The sequence below is a fragment of the Nocardia yamanashiensis genome (assembly GCF_021183565.1).
In the GTDB taxonomy this organism is placed as follows: domain Bacteria; phylum Actinomycetota; class Actinomycetes; order Mycobacteriales; family Mycobacteriaceae; genus Nocardia; species Nocardia yamanashiensis.
Map to the genome: position 1 here is coordinate 6,613,711 of NZ_CP089226.1, position 18,944 is coordinate 6,632,654.

At 67.8% G+C, this 18,944-nt stretch carries 18 protein-coding genes; 11 read left to right on the forward strand and 7 right to left on the reverse strand.

Going from position 1 to position 18,944, the window contains the following annotated elements:
* Nucleotides 1–70 precede the first annotated feature (70 nt).
* From rsgA to LTV02_RS30570, 4 genes are all read left to right on the forward strand, one after another.
* A complete protein-coding gene (gene rsgA / locus LTV02_RS30555) occupies nt 71–1,174 on the forward strand; it encodes a ribosome small subunit-dependent GTPase A (RefSeq protein WP_408639275.1) in 1,104 nt (367 codons plus the stop codon).
* Nucleotides 1,171–1,341 (forward strand): hypothetical protein, encoded by a 171-nt coding sequence (locus LTV02_RS30560; protein WP_233035223.1) that lies wholly within the window; start codon nt 1,171–1,173, stop codon nt 1,339–1,341. Before rsgA ends, LTV02_RS30560 begins: the two co-directional genes overlap by 4 nt.
* A 242-nt stretch (nt 1,342–1,583) precedes the next feature.
* Nucleotides 1,584–2,846 (forward strand): sensor histidine kinase, encoded by a 1,263-nt coding sequence (locus tag LTV02_RS30565; RefSeq protein WP_233035224.1) that lies wholly within the window; start codon nt 1,584–1,586, stop codon nt 2,844–2,846.
* Nucleotides 2,847–2,946: 100 nt separating this feature from the next.
* A complete protein-coding gene (locus tag LTV02_RS30570) occupies nt 2,947–3,591 on the forward strand; it encodes a response regulator (protein WP_233035225.1) in 645 nt (214 codons plus the stop codon).
* A gap of 163 nt (nt 3,592–3,754) precedes the next feature.
* Here LTV02_RS30570 and LTV02_RS30575 read toward each other — a convergent pair whose 3' ends face one another.
* Nucleotides 3,755–5,251 (reverse strand): alpha/beta hydrolase, encoded by a 1,497-nt coding sequence (locus tag LTV02_RS30575; RefSeq protein ID WP_233035226.1) that lies wholly within the window; start codon nt 5,249–5,251, stop codon nt 3,755–3,757.
* An 11-nt stretch (nt 5,252–5,262) separates the two neighbouring features.
* Nucleotides 5,263–6,447, reverse strand: coding sequence for a serine hydrolase domain-containing protein (locus tag LTV02_RS30580; RefSeq protein ID WP_233035227.1), 1,185 nt, complete (start codon nt 6,445–6,447; stop codon nt 5,263–5,265).
* A 175-nt stretch (nt 6,448–6,622) separates the two neighbouring features.
* On the opposite strand from LTV02_RS30580, the gene LTV02_RS30585 reads away from it, so the two are divergent.
* Nucleotides 6,623–7,471 (forward strand): SDR family oxidoreductase, encoded by an 849-nt coding sequence (locus LTV02_RS30585; protein ID WP_233035228.1) that lies wholly within the window; start codon nt 6,623–6,625, stop codon nt 7,469–7,471.
* Between the two features lie 69 nt (nt 7,472–7,540).
* Here the strand turns inward: LTV02_RS30585 and LTV02_RS30590 are convergent, their stop codons facing one another.
* Nucleotides 7,541–7,924 (reverse strand): SRPBCC family protein, encoded by a 384-nt coding sequence (locus tag LTV02_RS30590; protein ID WP_233035229.1) that lies wholly within the window; start codon nt 7,922–7,924, stop codon nt 7,541–7,543.
* A 21-nt stretch (nt 7,925–7,945) separates the two neighbouring features.
* On the opposite strand from LTV02_RS30590, the gene LTV02_RS30595 reads away from it, so the two are divergent.
* Entirely contained in the window at nt 7,946–8,533 is a 588-nt protein-coding gene (locus LTV02_RS30595) for a TetR/AcrR family transcriptional regulator (RefSeq protein WP_233035230.1), read from the forward strand.
* Between the two features lie 150 nt (nt 8,534–8,683).
* Here the strand turns inward: LTV02_RS30595 and LTV02_RS30600 are convergent, their stop codons facing one another.
* Together LTV02_RS30600 and LTV02_RS30605 are read right to left on the reverse strand one after the other, a co-directional pair.
* Complete coding sequence (locus tag LTV02_RS30600; protein ID WP_233035231.1) at nt 8,684–10,588, reverse strand: glycosyltransferase; 1,905 nt, start codon at nt 10,586–10,588, stop codon at nt 8,684–8,686.
* 125 nt (nt 10,589–10,713) lie between these two features.
* Nucleotides 10,714–11,226, reverse strand: coding sequence for a GtrA family protein (locus tag LTV02_RS30605; RefSeq protein WP_233035232.1), 513 nt, complete (start codon nt 11,224–11,226; stop codon nt 10,714–10,716).
* A gap of 97 nt (nt 11,227–11,323) precedes the next feature.
* Between LTV02_RS30605 and LTV02_RS30610 the strand changes: the two genes are divergently transcribed.
* The gene (locus LTV02_RS30610) at nt 11,324–12,298 is read left to right on the forward strand and encodes a glycosyltransferase (protein WP_233035233.1); all 975 of its coding nucleotides are present in this window, start codon (nt 11,324–11,326) and stop codon (nt 12,296–12,298) included.
* Nucleotides 12,295–13,905: a DUF2142 domain-containing protein gene (locus tag LTV02_RS30615; protein ID WP_233035234.1), complete on the forward strand. Its 1,611-nt coding sequence runs from the start codon at nt 12,295–12,297 to the stop codon at nt 13,903–13,905. The genes LTV02_RS30610 and LTV02_RS30615 overlap by 4 nt, the downstream gene beginning before the upstream one ends.
* A 78-nt stretch (nt 13,906–13,983) precedes the next feature.
* On the opposite strand, the gene rfbB is transcribed toward LTV02_RS30615, so the two are convergent.
* The gene (rfbB, locus tag LTV02_RS30620; protein ID WP_233035235.1) at nt 13,984–14,988 is read right to left on the reverse strand and encodes a dTDP-glucose 4,6-dehydratase; all 1,005 of its coding nucleotides are present in this window, start codon (nt 14,986–14,988) and stop codon (nt 13,984–13,986) included.
* 433 nt (nt 14,989–15,421) lie between these two features.
* Between rfbB and LTV02_RS30625 the strand changes: the two genes are divergently transcribed.
* Entirely contained in the window at nt 15,422–16,123 is a 702-nt protein-coding gene (locus LTV02_RS30625) for a hypothetical protein (protein WP_067718239.1), read from the forward strand.
* 104 nt (nt 16,124–16,227) lie between these two features.
* Here the strand turns inward: LTV02_RS30625 and LTV02_RS30630 are convergent, their stop codons facing one another.
* Entirely contained in the window at nt 16,228–17,205 is a 978-nt protein-coding gene (locus tag LTV02_RS30630; RefSeq protein ID WP_067718237.1) for an alpha/beta hydrolase, read from the reverse strand.
* Between the two features lie 247 nt (nt 17,206–17,452).
* Between LTV02_RS30630 and rfbA the strand changes: the two genes are divergently transcribed.
* Both rfbA and LTV02_RS30640 read left to right on the forward strand, forming a co-directional pair.
* The gene (rfbA, locus tag LTV02_RS30635; protein WP_233035236.1) at nt 17,453–18,328 is read left to right on the forward strand and encodes a glucose-1-phosphate thymidylyltransferase RfbA; all 876 of its coding nucleotides are present in this window, start codon (nt 17,453–17,455) and stop codon (nt 18,326–18,328) included.
* Between the two features lie 2 nt (nt 18,329–18,330).
* Nucleotides 18,331–18,891, forward strand: a complete 561-nt coding sequence (locus LTV02_RS30640; protein WP_233035237.1) for a dTDP-4-dehydrorhamnose 3,5-epimerase family protein — start codon at nt 18,331–18,333, stop codon at nt 18,889–18,891.
* The last annotated feature ends 53 nt before the right edge of the window (nt 18,892–18,944 follow it).

An 18,944-nucleotide genomic window follows, 5' to 3' on the forward strand; every position in this document is an offset into this window, starting at 1 on the left:
ACGTGTATCCACCTCGATTTCCCCGCGCTGAGTCCGTCTTCGGGCTCGGCCCGACGAAGGACTCCTCGAAATGGCATCGGTCGACCTCGACCTGCTCACCCCTTACGGCTGGACCCCGGCGCTCGCCGCCGCATACCTGCCGCTGCTCGGCGACAACCTGATTCCCGCACGTGTGATCCGCATGGATCGCAGCGAATGCGATGTCGCCGCACCACTTCCCACCGCTGATTACCAGAGCCGCTTGTCGGCGGCTGTGGTGCGGGCCCAGTGCCCGCCCGCCAATTCCGAGATCAATGGCCTGACCACCGGCGATTGGGTGGCCATCGACTCGGGTCGCATGGTGCGGCAATTGCTGCCGCGCCGGACCGCCATCGTGCGGGCCGCCGTCTCCGGGCATTCCGATTCCCGCGCCCGCTCCGCCGAGCAGGTGCTGGCCGCGAATGTGGACACCGTGCTGGTGTGCACGGCCGGCGACGGCGATGTGGATCTCGGGCGTATCGAGCGACTGCTCGCGCTGGCCTGGGAATCGGGGGCGCAGCCGGTGGTGGTGCTCACCAAAGCCGATCTCGCACCGGATCTTTCGCTCGACGCGGTGCGGGCCGCCGCGCCCGGCGCGACCGTGGTCGCGGTGAGCGCGTCCAGCGGGTTCGGCATGGAAACGCTGACCACCGTCCTGAACGGCACCGTCGCGCTGATCGGACCGTCCGGTGCGGGCAAGTCCACCCTGGCCAATGCGCTGCTCGGGTCGGAAGTGTTCGCCACCAACGCGGTTCGCGACGGCGACAAGCGCGGGCGGCACACCACCGTGCATCGCGAACTGCGTCCACTGCCTACCGGCGGGGCGCTCATCGACACCCCGGGGTTGCGCTCGGTGGGTCTGTGGGACGCGGCCGAGGGCATCGGCCGCACCTTCAGCGATATCGAATCCCTCGCCGCGGCTTGCCGTTTCGCCGATTGCGGGCACCACGGCGAACCGGGGTGCGCGGTGCGGGAGGCGATCGACGCCGGGGCGCTGCCCCAGCGCCGGCTGGATTCCTACAACAAGCTCTCGCGCGAGAACGAATGGATGGCCGCCCGGACCGACGGCCGGCTGCGCGCCGAGCGCAAGAAGGTCTGGAAGGACATCAACAAAGCACAGCGTCGTATGTACAAGGAACGAGGAGGAAAGCGATGAGCGTCTCCTATCTGCGGTCCGCGTTGAAGGCTCTCGCCTACGAGGCGGCCGTGGCGAAGGCCGCGATGGCGCGCCTGGCCGACAGCGGTGAACGTGCCGTCCAGCAGGCCGACGCCGAACGGCTGCGAACCGATTTCATGATCATGGCGGTCGGCCGCCCGATCTGATCGGCCGAGAAACCAGCGCCCCCGCCCGGACACCGGGCGGGGGTGCTGCCTGTTTCGCGGCGGATATCCGGGTGGCATCGCGCGGGAGGTTCGGAGCGGGCGGGGATAGGGCCGGTGGGCGAAGAGGACTGGTGGGCGAAGACAGCCAGTGGGCGGAAAGGGCTGGAGCGTCGGGGGGCAGTGAGCGGTGGGTGCGCCGGGCGTGTCGACAGACACGGCGCGGCGGCCGATAGGGTCGATGGGTGGAGCACAGTGAGCCGATAGGCTGGTGGGAGTGGGTGCGCGCGCGGGTGCGCGCGCTGCCCGGGGCCGTGGCCTACCTCGCGCTGGGCGGGGTCTCCGCACTGCTCGCGGTGTTCGCCGTGGTCGCTCTGCTGATCGTGCTGGCGGCGAGTTTCGTGGGACTGGGGATTCCGGCCGTTCCCGAGGCGCTGCGCATGATCCGGCCGCTGGTGGCCTTCGATCGGCGGCAGGCCGGAAAGCTGCTGGGCGAACCGCTCGTGGTGCGATACGAACCCTTCGAGGGCGGGCTGGGCGCGAAGCTGGCCACCGTGGCGCGAGACCCCGCCAATCGGCGGGACGTGGCCTGGCTGGTGGTGCACGCGCTGCCGGGGATCGTGCTGGGGGCGCTCGCGCTGGTCTTTCCGATCGCCGCGCTCGCGCAGCTGACCATTCCGCTGTACTGGCGGGCCGCGCCGGCCGGGCAACTGGTGACCTTCGGATTCGAGGCGAACACCTGGCCGCGCGCCCTCGCCGCCGGGCTGCTGGGGGTGCCGCTGGCCTGGCTCGCCCTGCAGATCCCGGTCGTCGCGCGCTGGCAGGCGCGGGTGGCCCGGACCCTGCTGGGGCCTGCCCCGGACGCGGGCCTGGCGGTGCGGGTGGCGGAATTGACCGCGACGCGCGCGGCGGCGCTGGATGCCCACGGGGCCGAACTGCGGCGCATCGAGCGCGACCTGCACGACGGCGCACAGGCCCGCATTGCCGCCGTGATCATGCAGCTCGGACTGGCCGATCGACTGCGGCAACAGAATCCGGCCGCCGCCGACGACATGGTGCGCACCGCGCAGGACACCGCCACCGCGGCGCTGGCCGAACTTCGCGATGTGGTGCGCAGCGTGTATCCGCCGGTGCTCGCGGATCGTGGTCTGGCGAGCGCGATTTCGGCCCTGGCCGCGCGTAGCCCGATTCCGTGCACGGCGGAACTCGGGGATGCGGCGCGCCGCCCGGCGGCCGTGGAGGCGGCGGCGTATTTCGTGATCAACGAGGCCATCACCAATGCGACGAAACATTCCGGCGCGGAGCATCTTTCGATCACGCTGAGCGGGGACGCCACCGTGCTGATCGTCGAGGTGCGCGATGACGGGAACGGCGGCGCGCACGAGAGCGAGGGCGGCGGGCTGGCGGGCATCCGGCGGCGCGCCGAAGCGCTCGACGGGCGCATGCTGCTGAGCAGTCCGGCGGGCGGCCCCACCGTGGTGCGGGTGGAGTTGCCGTGCGGACTGTGAGCGCCGGGCGGGAAGGGAATTCATCCACACTTGTCCCGGGCCGGTTGTGGATGAGGCGGAGTGCCGGTGTGGCGCTCGAAGCGATGGGAGTGGGTGTGCCGTGCGGGTGGTGATCGCCGAGGATGACGCGCTGCTGCGGGAAGGGCTGGCGTTGTTGTTGCGGTCGGCCGGGATCGAGGTGGTGGCGGCGGTCGACAATGCCGTGGACTTCCTGGCGATCGTGACCGGGGACCGGCCGGACGCGGTGGTGGTGGACGTGCGGATGCCGCCGACCTTCACCGATGACGGATTGCGGGCGGCGGTGCGGGCCAGGGAGATTCACCCCGGACTGCCGGTGCTGGTGCTGTCGGCGTGGGTCGAGGACAGCTATGCCGCCGAACTGCTCGGCGACGGCCAGGGCGGGGTGGGCTACCTGCTCAAGGAGCGGGTCGGGAAGGTGGACCGGTTCCTGGAATCATTGCGCCGGGTGGCCGAGGGCGGGACCGCCATGGACCCGGAGGTGATCTCGCAACTCCTGGTGCGGCGCAAAGCCGATGACCCGTTGTCCGCCTTGACCGTTCGCGAACGCGAAGTGCTCGCGCTGATGGCGGAGGGACACGACAACGGGACCATCGCGGAGCGACTGGTGGTGTCGGAAGGCGCTGTGCTGAAACACATTCGGAGCATTTTCGCGAAGCTGGGGTTGTCCGCGGACGAAGCCGGGCACCGGCGCGTGCTGGCGGTACTCGCCTACCTCAACGCATAGCCGGACGGCACGCGCGCAGGAAACGACCACCACGACCGGAAAGCGCACCGACCAGGCCGATACGAGGACCACCCGCAGCAGCAGGAATATGGCGGCCCGCCGGATCGGGGTGTGAGCCACCGGCAGGCGGGGCGCCGCGGTGTTCGTGATCATGCGCTCGCGTTCACTTGTCGTCCTGGCAGGTGAGGTCGGTCGCGGGGAGGGTGCCGTCGCGGAAGTAGGTATTGACGGCGGCCTCGGCGCATTTGTTCGGGTAGTTGCCGTAGATGCTGTGGACGGCCACATTGTCGAGGGTGACCATGCGGGAGCCTTTCAGGGCGCGGTGCATGGCCTGGGCGGCGCCGTAGGTGGTGCGGGTGTCGCCGGTGGCCTGGACGATCAGCATGGGGACGGAATTGTCGATGACCGTGGGGGATTCGGCGGGCGCGGGCCAGAACGCGCAGGGGGTGATGTTGTTGGCCAGCGCACCGAAGATGGGCTGGGCGGGGCGAGCGGCTTCGATATTGCTCCAGTACCAGGCAGTGTCGCGGGGGGCTCCGGCATCGCCGCACATAACGGCCATCTGTGGGGAGATGTCGGCCGGGTCGGCGTGCAGTAGGACCTTCAGGGCGGCGTCGGTCGCGGGGGTGGGTTCCACCGTGACGCCATCGGCCGCGTCGGCGATCTGGCGCATGCTGGTGGCCAGGTCCGCGTATTTGCGCGGGTCGTCGATCTTGGTGAACAGCACCATGGGCAAAATTTGGTCGTCCAGGTCGAAAGAGCCGTAGCGAATCGGGTGGTCACCGGCCCGCTGGATGAGAGCGGTTACCGTGGCGCGCACCGCTTCCGGGGTCGCGCCGAGCCGGTATTCGGCGTCACGGGCGGCGGTGAACGCGGCCCACTGTTCGAAGGCCGCCTCATTGGCGGGGCCCATGTCCTGGACCATGCCGACGGGGCCGTATCGGTAGGGATCGACCGCGCTGTCCAGGACGAAGCGATCGGTGCGCTCGGGGAACATCTGGGCGTAGACCGCACCCAGGTAGGTGCCGTAGGAGGTGCCGAAGTAGTTGATCCGGTTCTCCCCGAGCAGTCCGCGGATCAGGTCCATATCGCGCGCGGTGTCACGAGTGTTGATGCGCACCAGGCGATCTCCCTCGGCATCCACGCAGCGGGCCGCCAGATCGGATTGCACGGCGACGTTCTTCGCGTAGCTCTCGGCGGTATTGCCGCCGGAGCGCAACCCGAATCCAGTGGGCCAGTGGCAGTTCACCGCCGAGGAGCGCCCGATGCCGCGCGGGTCCATGCCGATCAGGTCGTAGCGCGCCCGGACATCAGGGGTCATGGCCTTGCTGAGCTCGATCATCTGATCGAGGCCGGGACCGCCGGGGCCGCCCGGATTGCCCATCATGATCCCGCGCCGTTGCGCCGGATCGGTGGACGGCATCCGGGAAATCGCCACCGTCATCGTTTTCCCCTGCGGCTCCGCGTAATTCACCGGAACCGTGACGTCCGCGCACTGCGCGCCCGCCTCGTCCAGGACGGCGTCGTCGCAGCCCTTCCAGTCCAGGCGCTGACCGGTGTAGCGCTCCATGGGTTCGCCGGCGGGTTCGCTCCCGGTTCCGCAGGCGACGGCGCCGGCCATGGTGAGCAGGGCGGCGATCGACAATATTCCGCGACGCATTCCACTTCCTCTCATCGTCCGCACAGCGCGGCGTCGAATACCTGCTGCACCGCAACGGATCCGGCTTCGCTGTCCAGCAACTCGTTCACCGTGACCACGACGGCGCTGCCGTCCGACGCGACGCCGTTGCGGGTGCCGAAACCGGGGATGCTGCCGCCGTGGCCCCACACCGTCTTGCCGCAGGCGGACGGCAGCTGTATCAGGCCCAATCCGTAACCGGCGCCGGGCATCCGGTCGAAGCTCACGGTCTTCTGCATTTCGGCCAGCTGGGCGGCGGGCAGCAGTTTGCCCTCCAGGGTCAGGGCGGTGAAGAAGCGGTTCAGGTCGGCCGCGGTGGAGATCATGGCGCCGGCCGCGCCGCCCCAGGAGGTGTTCTGCTCGGTCCAGTCGACCCGCTGGCCGTCGACCTTCTGGTAGCCGTGCGCGTGCGGGCCGCGAATGCCGGTCTCGCGCGGTTCGGGGAAGTAGGTGTCGCGCAAGCCGAGCGGCTCCAGGATGCGGGTGCGGATCTGCTCGGCGTAGGTGCTGCCGGTGACCCGGTCGATGAGCATGCCGGCCAGGATGTAGTTGGTATTGGTGTACACCGACTTCGCGCCGGGTTCGAACTGCGGCGGCATGCTCATGGCGACCCGCACCAGATCGGCCGGCTGGTGTTCGGTCCAGCGCGCCTGCTCGGTATCGGCCCGCACCATCGGACTGCTCGGGTCCCAGCGCGGATCGGCCGGGCCCGCGGTCAGATAGTCGGGCAGTCCGCTGGTGTGCTGCAGCAGCTGGCGCACCGAGATCCGGTTGCCGTCATTGCCGTTGCCCGCCACCACGCCCGGCAGATACCTCTCGATCGGCGCGTCCAGGTCGATCTTGCCTTCGGCGACCAGTTGCAGGATGACGGTCGAGACGAAAGTCTTGGTATTGCTGCCGATTCGGACCTGCGAGTTGTCCGGGAACGGCGCGCCGGTGCTCACATCGCCCGCCCCGGCCGTCAGGGTGCGCGTGCCGTCCGGACCGCTGACCACCACCTGGATGCCCGGGAATCCGGTGCGCGCCGCCGCTTCCACGGCCTCGTTCAGCGTCTGCGACTGCTGCTTGCCGGGCTCCGACGCCGATACCTCGGTGCCGCAGGCCGCCGCCGCGAGCGTGGCGGCCATGCCGATTCCGGCCAGCGCGATCCGGCCGCGGTATCCCCGCAAAGTCCTCATGGGAAGGTATTCCTCCTGTTCAGGCCGGGTGCTCCGGCTCTTTCGAGCCTAGGAATCCGGGCCCGCGCCGCCCATGCCCCGCACGCCCGAATTGCCGGTAGTGCGATCTCCCGTCGCGGTGGTAGCGCCAGCACTACCCTCGATTGCGGGGGAAACCTGAGAACAGGAGCGGACCATGACCGATGCACGGAAGCCGCTGGCGGGCCGGACCATGATCATGTCGGGTGGCAGTCGCGGAATCGGTTTGGAGATCGCCAGACGCGCGGCCGCCGACGGCGCGAATGTCACGCTGATCGCGAAAACCGATACGCCACATCCGAAATTGCCCGGCACCATCCACACCGCGGCGGCCGAGCTGGAGCAGGCCGGCGGCACCGTGCTCAAATTCGTCGGCGATATCCGCGACGACGGCGCGGTGGCCGAAGCGGTGCAGCGGACGATTCAAACCTTCGGCGGCATCGACATGGTGGTGAACAATGCCTCGGCGATCGACCTGTCCCCCACCGAAGTCCTGCCCATGAAGAAGTACGACCTCATGCAGGACATCAACTGCCGCGGCAGTTTCCTGCTGTCCAAGCTGTGCATTCCGGCCCTGAAGGATTCGGCGCAGGCCAGCCGCAACCCGCACATCCTGACCTTGTCGCCGCCGCTGAACCTGGATCCGAAATGGGCGGGCACCGCGCTCGGCTACACCATCGCCAAGTACGGAATGTCGCTGACCACACTGGGTTTGGCGGAGGAGCTGCGCAAGTACGGGATCGGCGTGAACTCGCTGTGGCCGCGCACCACCATCGCCACGGCGGCGGTGCGCAATCTACTCGGCGGCGACGAGATGGTCTCCACCTCCCGCACCCCCGACATCTACGCCGACGCCGCCTATCTGGTGCTCACCTCACCCGCCAAGGACACCACCGGCAATTTCTTCATCGACGACGAAGTCCTTGCCGCACACGGCATCACCGATCTGGACAAGTACCGGGTGACGCCGGGTGACGGGCCGCTGACCACCGACCTGTTCCTCTGATTCCGCTGCGGCCGAGCGTGCTTCACGCCCGGCCGCTTCAGGTCCGGCGGGCTCGCGGCGGCCCGGAATTCACGCCGCGCTCGCTTCCGCGGTTCCGGCGATGCGGCGCAACATGTCCCGCACCACGAGCCGGTGCCCGCCGCTGCCGATGACCAGCGCCCGGTAGATGCGCCCGTGCAGTCCCGGGAACGCCGCGTGACTGATGGCGGTGAGCTCGGTGCGGCCGCCTTCCACCTCGCCCAATTCGAAGGTGAGCCGGTACCGCGAGAACCAATGCCGCCCTTTCGCGACCAATCGTCGCGGGGGATCGGCCTCGTCGAGCACGAATCCGCGCGGCAGTGTGCTGAGATCTTCAGGGTTCTTGCAGGTCGTGCGCAACAGGGCAGCCCAGGTGTGCGCGGGATCGGCGGTGACTACCCTGGAATGACTATCGATATAGGGCAAGCGCTCCATATAGAAGGAACGTACTAGTACATGGCGCCACCTCGCAAGCACGATACGGACACGATCCTCGACGCGGCCCGCACGCTGGTGCTGCGCGACGGCCCGCGCGCGGCCAGCGTCGCCGCCATCGCCGAGGCCAGTGGCGCGCCGGTGGGCACGCTGTATCACCGCTTCGGCAACCGGAACGGCGTGCTCACCGCCGCCTGGATCCGCGCCCTGGAGCGCTTCCAGTCGCGGGTCATGGCGGGCACGGACACCGACGACCCGCTGGAAGCCGCGGTCGGCATGACCGTGGGTTCGGTCGTCTTCGGCCGGGAATGCGCGGATGACGCTCGGCTGCTGCTGAATCTGCGCTTCCGCGATCTGCTCGACGGCGCCCCCGACACCGAATTCCGCGACCGGCTCGCGACGATGAACGCCCCCCTCATCGAGCAGCTGCACCGGGTGGCGCGCGGCGTCTTCGGTTCGGACGGACCCCGCGAAATCGACTCCGTCAGCCGGGCCGTGGTGGATCTGCCCTACGCGGCCCTGCGCCGCCACGCCCATGCCGACACCCTGCCCGAATGGCTGGAGGAAGACCTCGCCGCCGCAACCCGGACCTTGCTCACCAACGGCTGAGAAGAGAAGGGTTCCCGGGGGTTTCACCCCCGAACCCCCGAGCGGGAGCGGCTTCGCCACCCGCCCGGACACACAGCGGCCGGAACCAAGGGTTCCGGCCGCCGAATCAACTTTCGGGCGAAGCCCGGCCGTTGGGAGGTATGGCCCGAGTTACGAGAGTTTGTCGATGCCGTAGAGGCGTTCCCAGTTCTCGCGGGAGGTGAGTTCCGGCAGTGCCGCGCGCCAGCGGTTCTGGAGGCTGGGCAGGTCCTTGCGGAGCTGCTTGAGGACGCGGTAGGCGCGGATCAACAGGCGGCGGGCGGTTTCCTTGTCGCGCTTGCGGATCCGGACGCCCGACTGGGAGGCGTCGGTGACGACGACCTGGTCGAAGAGGCCGATGTGCCACCAGTGCGCGTCCTCACGGGTGACGCTGACCGGGCCGGGGATGGTGCGGCCGGTCCACTGGTTGAGGGCGCGCTTGAACAGGATGAGCAGGGGGCGGCTGGGTTCGCCGCCGGCCCGGCGCAGGTGCAGATGCGCGTTGGGGATATCGGTGGCCGAGACCGGATGCTTGATGGTCTCGGGGTAGTCGTTGCGGGAGGTGCGGGCCTTGGCCAGCGCCTCGATACCGCCGTCGCGCAACGCTTCCGGGCCGCGCAGATAGTCCTCGATGCCCTGCAGAGTGGTGTGGGCCAGACCGTACTGCATGCCGACCAGGTATTCGCCGATCTCCCGGAAGAGCTGGCGGGTAACGGCTTTGGGGTCCAGATCGTGGTGCAGGGAGGAGACGATGAGCGAGTTGCGCGAGGAGAAGTAGCGCGCCCAGTCGTCGAAGTCCTTCCAGTAGAAGTCGGCGTGCCAGACCGCGGCGTTCGGGAGCGTGACGGTGACGAAACCGTGCTCGCGAGCGCGCAGGCCGTATTCGACGTCGTCCCACTGGAAGAAGATGGGGACGGGCAGGCCGATCCGCTTGACCACCTCGGCCGGGATCAGGCAGGTCCACCAGGCGTTGTAGCCGGCGTCCACGCGCCGTTCCTGATGCTTCTTGAGCATGGAGGTGTTGCGCAGCGCCTTCGAGACCTTCTGGCCGTGCCGCAGCTTGGCCAGATTCGTCTCTTCCGCACCGACATTCAGGTAGTCGGGGTTGAACAGGAACAGCATCTGCGCGCCCACCAGGGTGGGTTCCACGGTCAGGTTCGCGAAAGCGTTCATGCGCAGCACGGTTTCGGGCTCGCACAGGATGTCGTCGTCCATCAGGATGACGTCGGCGTGCTCATTGGCCGCCGACACCTCGTAGAGGCCGCGCGTGAAACCGCCCGCCCCACCGAGATTCGGCTGCCGGATGTAGCGCAGCTTGTCGCCGAACTTGGGCTGGGTCTCGGTGAACAGCGGCTGGTTCTCGACCAGATCGGTGCCCTGATCGACCACGTACACGGCGTCGATGAGCGACAGCACGGCCGGATCGGAGGCCAGCGCGGCGACGGTGTGCGCGCAGTCCTGGGCCCGGTTGAAGGTGCAGATGGCGATGGCCACCGGCCGCACCTGCTCGGGCGCGGCCGCGGTCCACGCCAGATCGCTGACGGTCACCTCGCCGCCGATGGCGTCGATCTCCACCCACATGGCGCCGCCGTCGATGTACATGTCCAGCGGCGCGGCCAGCACCACGCGCCCGCTCTCGCGCACCTCGGCGGTGCCCACGACGCGCCGATGCCCGGCGATATCGGAGGCGGCGAGCCGCACCTTGGTCTTACCGCCGACCTCGAGCGTCATGGCGACCTCGACCTCGGTGACCTTGGTCCAGCGCTGCCAGTAGCTGGCCGCGAAGCGCCCGAAGTAGGTATTGGTGTGCGCGTGCGCGCCCTTGTCCAGCTGCAGGCTCAGCCGTTCCCGGCGCGCCTTGCCGCCCTTGACGACCGCGTACAGCTCATCGCTGATCTTCGGCGCGGGTCCGGTGAAGACGCCGCGGGCCAGCACCAGCCGCTCGGGCGCGGCGTGGTCCGCACGTAGCGTCGCCGGAGCTCCGGCGGTCTGCCGGTCGTTGATCTCGGTCACGGCTTGGCCAGCCGACGCGTCCATGAATTCCTCGACATCCCTCGAATACACAACAGACACCGGCACACCCGACGTGGTCGCACTCCCACTGTCACGCTCGGCGGGCCGAGGATATCAATGCGCTTGCCCCGCGTCAGCGCGAACCCGCGTCACTCCCGATTTTCCCGGCTCCCGGTGAAGACGAATTTCCCGTATGCCCAGTAACGGAACCCCATGGCGACGGCCTGGCCGACCAAGGTGCCAGAGATGTTGTCCGCCAAGGGACTGTCCAGTCCGAGCACATAGCGGGAGAAGCCGAGGCAGGCCGCCTGCAAGCCGATGGCGATCACGTTGAGAAGTGCGTATACGACTATGTGACGGCCGTTATTGCCGCTCTCGTGATCGGAATAGGTCCACCATTTGTTGCCGAAATAGGTGACCACGGTCGCGGTGAGAATCGCGATGATCTTCGCCGGCACCGGCGCGTCGTGCATCGGCCCCGTCCCGCCCCAGAACACCAGCGCGTTGTAGGTGCCCGCGTCGACCAGGAATCCGATGCCCCCGACCACCACGAATGCGCCGATGCCACCGCTCAGGAGCGCTTTCAAGCGCCCGCCGAGGGTCTTGGGTTCGTTCACGATCGCCGGCTCCGCCTCGGACATTCCGACCTCACTGCTGGACACCCGGCGACGGTACCCCAGCCCGCGCCACCCATATACCCGCGAAGGTCGGGTACCCTCCCCGTGTTCGTATTCGCCTTCCGATCAGAGGATTGACCGGGTGGACTCCACCGAGCTTCGCATTGCCGCCATCGTGCCGTGCCACAACGAAGAGGCAGCGGTCGCGAAAGTCGTCACCGACCTGAAGGCCGCCGTACCGGGCATCGTCGTATACGTCTACGACAATCGCTCGACCGACGCGACCGCGGAACGCGCGCGCGAAGCGGGGGCGATCGTGCGCACCGAATATCGCAAGGGCAAGGGCAATGTGGTCCGCCGCGCCTTCGCCGATATCGAGGCCGACATCTATTTGATGGTCGACGGCGACGACACCTACGACGCGGCCGCCGCGCCGCTCATGATCAAGACTTTGCTCGACGGCCCGTACGACCACGTGCTGGGTGTGCGCCGCGAACTGGAGGGCGAGAGCGCCTACCGGGCCGGCCACGAGACCGGCAACAAGGTGCTCAACGGCGTGGTCGGCAAGGTGTTCGGCGAGAACGTCGAGGACATGCTGTCCGGCTACCGCGTGTTCTCGCGGCGGTTCGTGAAGAGCTTCCCGGCGGTCTCGCGCGAATTCGAGATCGAGACCGAGCTGACGGTGCATTCGCAGCATCTGCGGGTGCCGCAGACCGCGGTGCCGGTCGGCTTCAAGGATCGCCCGGCGGGCAGCGAATCCAAGCTGCGCACCTATCACGACGGCTTCAAGATCCTGCGCCTGATCGTCGGCCTGGCCCGGCACGAGCGGCCGGTCGCGTTCTACGGCCTGTTCGGCACCCTGGCCTGGATCATCTCGGTCATCCTGATCACCCCGATCGTGATCGAGTTCTACCGGATTCACGAGGTGCCGCGTTTCCCGACGCTGTTCCTCGGCTTCACGCTGCTGCTGCTGGGCAGCCTGGCCTGGACGGCGGGTCTGATCCTGGACGGCATCAAGCGTTCCCGGCACGAGGCGGCCCGGCTGGTCTACCTGCGCTACACGGCGGTCGGTGAAACCGAACCCGTGGTCGAGCGCATCGGCGGATCGCGGCGATGACGGTTCGCGAAACACCCGAGACCACCGAACCCGAGCACGAGCGGCCGGAAACGACCGCCGCCCCAGCCGAATCCGCCACCGCCGCGCCGGAAACGGCTGCCGCGCAGGCGAAACCGGCGCCGGCCGCCCCGCGGGGCAGCCTGTTCGAGCGCGTGGACTCGCGTTTCGGCGCTGCCGCAGTGGCTTTCGTACTGATCGCGGGCATCTTCGGCGCGGTCTGGTCGGTGCTCACCCCGCCGTTCTGGGGCCACGACGAGATCACCCAGTTCGGCCGCGCCTACCAGGTCTCGCAGGGCGGTTTCCTGCCCGAGAAGATCCATGACGATCGCGGCCCGGCCTGGGGCGGCGACGTTCCGGTCAGCATCGACGCGCTGATGAGCTACGCGTTCGACGACTACCGCAACAACAATGACGAACCCGAGCCGATGGTCGCCGATCGCAAGGCCTACGACCTGCTCGGCTCCGCCCCGGTCTCGGCCACCACCACCCAGGTCTGGTTCACCAATACCGCGGCCTACTCCCCCGTCCCGTACCTGCCGCCCGCGGCCGGCCTGCGGATCGCGCAGGCCCTCGACCTGAGCGTCGGCGGCACCGTGCTGGCCACCCGCTGGGCCGGGCTGCTGGCCTACCTGGTGATCGTCGGCTTCGCGCTGCGCATGCTGCGCGGGCATCGGGTGCAGTGGCTGGCGTTCACCGTCGCGGTGCTGCCCATCGCGCTGTTCCAGGCGGGCACCGTCACCGCCGACACCGTGACCAACGCACTGGCCGTGCTGGTTTCGATCGCGGTGGTCAAGGGCCTGTTCCTCGGGCAGCGGCTGTCCAAGCCGGAAACCGTGGCGGCGCTGGCCGCCACCGTGCTGCTGCCGGTGTGCAAGCCGACCTACGTGCTGATCGCCATGCTGACCGTGCTGATTCCGCCGAGCCGCTTCGGTTTCGGCGGGACCGACCGGGTCGCGGTGTGGCAGCGCGTGCTGCCGTGGGCGGCCGCGGCCGTCGGCGGATTGTCCTTCGCGGTGTGGATGAAGATCGCCGCGCCGACCGGGGACGGCATGAGCCTGATGCGGCCGGAGAACCAGTGGGGTTCGGTGCGCCCGGGCGATCAGCTGAAGGAGATCCTCGGCGATCCGCTGCAATTCCTGTCCGTGTTCGGCGATTCCATCGCCCGCCGCGATCAGCGCTGGTTCACCCAGTTCTTCGGTGAGCTCGGCTTCGCCTATATCGACGTGCCCGCGCTGACCATCGTGGCGAGCCTGCTGGCGTTCACCGTCAGCATCGGCATCGCGGATCGTTTCACCGCCGCGAACGCGAACCGGCTGCGCACCTGGGCGGTGGCGCTGACCATTCTGGCGAGCGTCGCGATGATCTATGTGACGCTGTACATGTCCTTCACGCCCGTCGGCTATTTCATTATCGACGGCGTCCAGGGCCGGTACTTCGTGCCGCTCACCATTCTCGGATTCGCTGTGGTGTTGCGCTGGATGCCGTTGCGGCTCACCGACACCGAGGGCCGGGTGCCCACCCGGGGTCCGGCCATCGCGGTGGTGGCGGCGACGTCCATCGCCCTGATCGCCGCCGTGGTCAAGTACTCCACCATCGTCTGGGGCTGATTTCGCGACCCATCGCCACGATGTCGGCGATGGGTCCGAAATGGCGTTCGTGACCTACCGCGCGGATCGGTTGACGTCCTAGAGGACTTTCTCGCCCGCGGCGGCGTAGGCGTTCTCGGTTGCGGCTTTCTGTGGACGCCACCAGGATTCGTGTTCGCGGTACCAGTCGATGGTGGCGTCCAGGCCCTTGCGGAAGTCGCGGTATTCCGGTTCCCAGCCGAGTTCGGTGCGCAGCAGGGTGGAGTCGATGGCGTACCGCAGGTCGTGCCCGGGGCGGTCGGTGACGTGGTCGAAGTCGTCGGGGCTGCGGCCGAATGCCTCCAGGATCAGCCGCACCACGGACTTGTTGTCGCGTTCCCCGTCGGCGCCGATCAGATAGGTCTGGCCGATGCGGCCGCGCTCCAGGATTTCCCATACCGCGCTGTTGTGATCGTCCACGTGAATCCAGTCGCGGACCTGATGTCCGGCGCCGTAGAGCCGCGGCCGGATACCGTCGATCAGATTGGTGATCTGGCGTGGGATGAATTTCTCCACATGCTGGTACGGCCCATAGTTGTTGGAGCAGTTGGAGATTGTCGCCCGCACGCCGAAAGAACGCACCCAGGAACGCACCAGCATGTCGCTCGAGGCTTTGGACGCCGAATACGGGCTGGACGGGTTGTAGGGCGTGACCTCGGTGAATGCGGCGGGATCGTCGAGTTCGAGATCGCCGTACACCTCGTCGGTGGAGATGTGGTGATAGCGCACCTGATGCCGGCGCACCGCCTGCAGCAGCGAATAGGTACCGACGATATTGGTCTGGATGAACGGCCACGGATCGGCGAGCGAATTGTCGTTGTGGGATTCGGCGGCGAAATGCACCACCGCGTCCACACCGCCGACCAGGCGATCCACCAGTGCGGTATCGGCGATGTCGCCGTGCACGAACTCGATTCGATCCGCGATGGGAGCCAGCGAGTCTCGATTGCCGGCATAGGTGAGTTTGTCGAGCACGGTCACGTGCACGCCCGGTCGGCGCGTCACGGTCTGGTGAACGAAGTTCGCGCCGATGAAGCCGGCACCTCCGGTTACGAGCAGTCGCACACCGAAACCCTACGCGGCGCGGGAAGCGATCGGGTGCGGGGCCGGACAGGTTGCGGGCATTACACGGGATACGGCTCGAGGGTGAGCGGAATCGGACACGAGAAGGAAACAAAATATCCGCGCCGAAACAGCGGCGCCATCCCAAATGTCGCAATTACGCCGAAGCGGCGGGAGTTTCACCGCGAAAAGCCTGAGACTTTTCAAGTGACGCGTGTGACCTTCATCACAAACAGACCCAGGGGTAACGGACCGGTGGATCCGTGCTATCCATGAAAACCATACGCACGCAGCGCATTTCCGGAACCTCCCGAAGCGCGTGATCGCGATGGTGAACGGAATTTGAACTAACGGTCACAGTCGGTTCACCGCTCGTTAGCTGATCTCGATTTCGATTCCTCCTGTCCCCCCGAGCTCTTCGATGAGGTTTCACCAAATGCTGATGAGGAAATTCGCCGCTACCTCGGCGCTGCTGATCGCTGCCATGGGCGTCACCGCCGGCACCGTGAACGCCGCCCCGGCCGCGGCCGACAACGGCGCCGTCAACTACGCCGCCACCCAGTCCGAGAACGGCCAGGTCGTCATCCGGACCGACGTCGGCTCGCTGGTCAACGACAACGGCGTCTTCAAGATCCAGGCCGCCAACGGCACCACCGTCGCCGGCACCGAGCTGAAGTTCCGCGTCGACGACTTCGAGTTCCCGATCGCCGCCGAGATCGCCGGCAACACCGCCACCCTGACCCCGCAGTACGACGAGGCGCACGCCGTCTACAAGCCCGTCGCCCTGCCGTACGAGAACCAGGCTCCCTGGAAGAACGAGTACGACCGTGAGCAGGCCGCCTGGAACCGCCTGAAGGACACCATCTCCATGGGCGCCACCATCGGCACCCTGGTCGGTGGTATCGGTGGCGCGGCCCTCGGCTGTGTCGCGGGTGCGGCCCTCGGCGTCGTCGCCACCGGCGCGCTGGCCACCCTGTTCGGCCTGGGCCCGATCGGTGGTTGCATCGCCGGTGCCGCCGCCGTCGGCTTCCTGGGTGTGCTGGCCGGTCAGATCTTCGTGACCGCCCCGGTCGCCATCGCGGCGGCGGTGCAGTACTTCACCACCATCAACCAGCCCTTCACCGCGCCGGCCAAGTAATTCGCCTGACGCGCAAAACGAATCCCCACCCGGACCACCCGGGTGGGGATTCGTCTTTTTGCAGCCGGTCCCGCCGAACGGATTCAGACGGCCCCGCCTGACGTCTAGGCGGAACGCGCGATCTGGGTGGAATCGATGCGGGCGCGGACGAATTGGGCCACGTGGGCCAGGGCGGCCCGGCTTTCCGGCATGTTCGGGAAGATGGCCATGAAGGCGTGCACCTGGCCGCGCCAGACCTCCAGGGTGGCGGGCACGCCCGATTCGGCGAGCCGCTGGGCCATGATCTCGCTGTCGCGGCGCAGGACTTCGTCTTCGGCGACGATCAGCAGGGCCGGGGGCAGGCCCGCCAGCACATTGTTGACCGGGGACAGGCGCGGATCCAGGTAACCGTCGCGGGCCGCGCCGATCGCCACCACCTGTTCCAGCGCGGACAGCGGGATCAGCGAATCACGGTGGTAGTTGGGGTGGGCGCGCTTCTCGGTGCAGTCCAGATCCAGTGCGGGACACAGGCCCACCAGTCCGGCGGGGACCGGAAGCCCGGCGTCGCGGGCGCGCAGGGCGGTCGCGAAGGTCATGTAGCCGCCCGCCGAATCACCGGCGAAGACGATGCGCGACGCCGGAACGCCGTGCGCCAGCAGCCATTTGTAGGCGGTGAGGCAGTCGGTGACCGAACCGGCGATATCGGTGTCGGGCAACTGCCGGTATTCGATGCTCACCACCGGCAGCCCGGTCTTGCGCGCCAGCGCCGCCACCACGGGCCGATGGGTGTCCAGGCCGCACAGGAAGAACCCGCCGCCGTGCATGTACATGATGGCGCCGTCGCGCAGGGATTTGCGCGCGCCCGCGGGCCGCACGATCTCCATGCGGAAGCCGTTGAGCCGCACCTGTTCCCGTTCCACACCCCGGGGAGCGGGACGCATCTTGGCGAGATTGTTGATCACCGCCTGGGCGACGGGCATGGATCCCATGGTGACGGGGACCAATTCGCCCGCGGGCCGGATCATGGTGCGGCAGGCCATGGCCAGCGCCCGCGCCGCCGCGCTGATTCGATCGGGATTCGCGACCGCAGTGTCGTTGGTCATCGCGCACCTACCTCGTTGTTGGCGCGCCGAGCCGTTCGTTCCGGGGGACCGGAGCACGCGGCTCGGACCCGGCGCAAGAGAGTCGGCGCTGACATCTCACATAGCGTCATTTCAGAACACCATGAGAACGTGACCTACGCAACACTTATGGACCATTCCGTATAGCGGCAAACCGGCGTGACCGATTCGCCGTCGACTCGGAACCTGACCCGTCATGCTCGGGACCGAACTGGCAGACTCTCGTGACATGCGCGGAATCATCCTGGCCGGTGGCACGGGCTCGCGGCTGCATCCGATCACGCGCGGAGTGAGCAAGCAGCTGGTCCCGGTCTACGACAAGCCGATGGTCTACTACCCCCTGTCCACGCTCATGCTGGCGGGGATCCGGGACATCCTGGTCATCACCACCCCCGAGGACAGCGCCGCCTTCGCGCGCCTGCTGGGCGACGGCAGCCAGTTCGGGCTGTCCATTTCCTATGTGGTGCAGCCGGAACCCGACGGACTGGCGCGGGCCTTCGTGCTCGGCGCGGACCATATCGGCACCGACTCCGCGGCACTCGTGCTGGGCGACAACATCTTCCACGGGCCCGGGCTCGGCATGAAGCTGAATCGCTTCCACGACATCGACGGCGGCGCGGTCTTCGCCTACCGGGTCTCGGATCCGACCGCCTACGGCGTGGTGGAGTTCGCTGACGGCAAGGCCATCTCCATCGAGGAGAAACCGGTCCGGCCGCGCTCGAACTACGCGATTCCAGGGCTGTATTTCTATGACAACGACGTGCTGGCCATCGCCCGCGACCTGAAGCCGTCCGATCGCGGCGAATACGAGATCACCGATATCAACCGGACCTATCTGGAGCAGGGCCGTTTGCAGGTGGACGTGCTCGCCCGCGGCACCGCCTGGCTCGACACCGGCACCTTCGACTCCCTGCTCGACGCCGCCAATTACGTGCGCACCATCGAGGAGCGACAGGGCCTGAAGATCGGGGTGCCCGAGGAAGTGGCCTGGCGGATGGGCTTCATCGACGACGAACAGCTGCGCAGGCTGGCGGAACCGCTGCTGCGCTCCGGCTACGGGAAATACCTGTACAGCCTGCTCGATCACGGACGGGCGTGGGAGTAGAGATGCGGATTCGCGAACTGGGCATTCCGGGGGCGTGGGAGTTCACGCCGCGCCTGCACGGCGACGAGCGCGGGGTTTTCACCGAAGCGTTCAAGGCCTCGGAATTCGAGAAGGCGGTGGGGCGGCCGTTCGATCTCATGCAGGTCAATGTCTCCACCTCGGCGGCGGGCGTGCTGCGCGGCATCCACTACACGGAAGATCCGCCGGGACAGGCGAAGTACGTGACGTGCGTACGCGGGGCGTTCCTGGATGTGGTGGTGGATCTGCGTCGCGACTCCCCGACCTTCGGCAAGTGGGACGCGGTCGTGATCGACGATGTGGAGCGCAAGTCGGTGTTCCTGGCCGAGGGGCTGGGGCACGCGCTACTGTCGCTGGAGGACAACTCCACCGTCAACTATCTCTGCTCACTGGAGTACTCCCCCGAATTCGACCGTGACCTGGACGCTTTCGATCCGGAGCTGGCCATCGAATGGCCGGCCGTGGGGCGCGACGGCGAACCGCTCGAATTCATCCGGTCGGCGAAAGACGCTGCCGCGCCCGGACTCTCGTCACTGCGCGGCTGATACCGGACGCGCCGAGGGCCCGGGGACAGTGTCCCCGGGCCCTTCTTCATCGG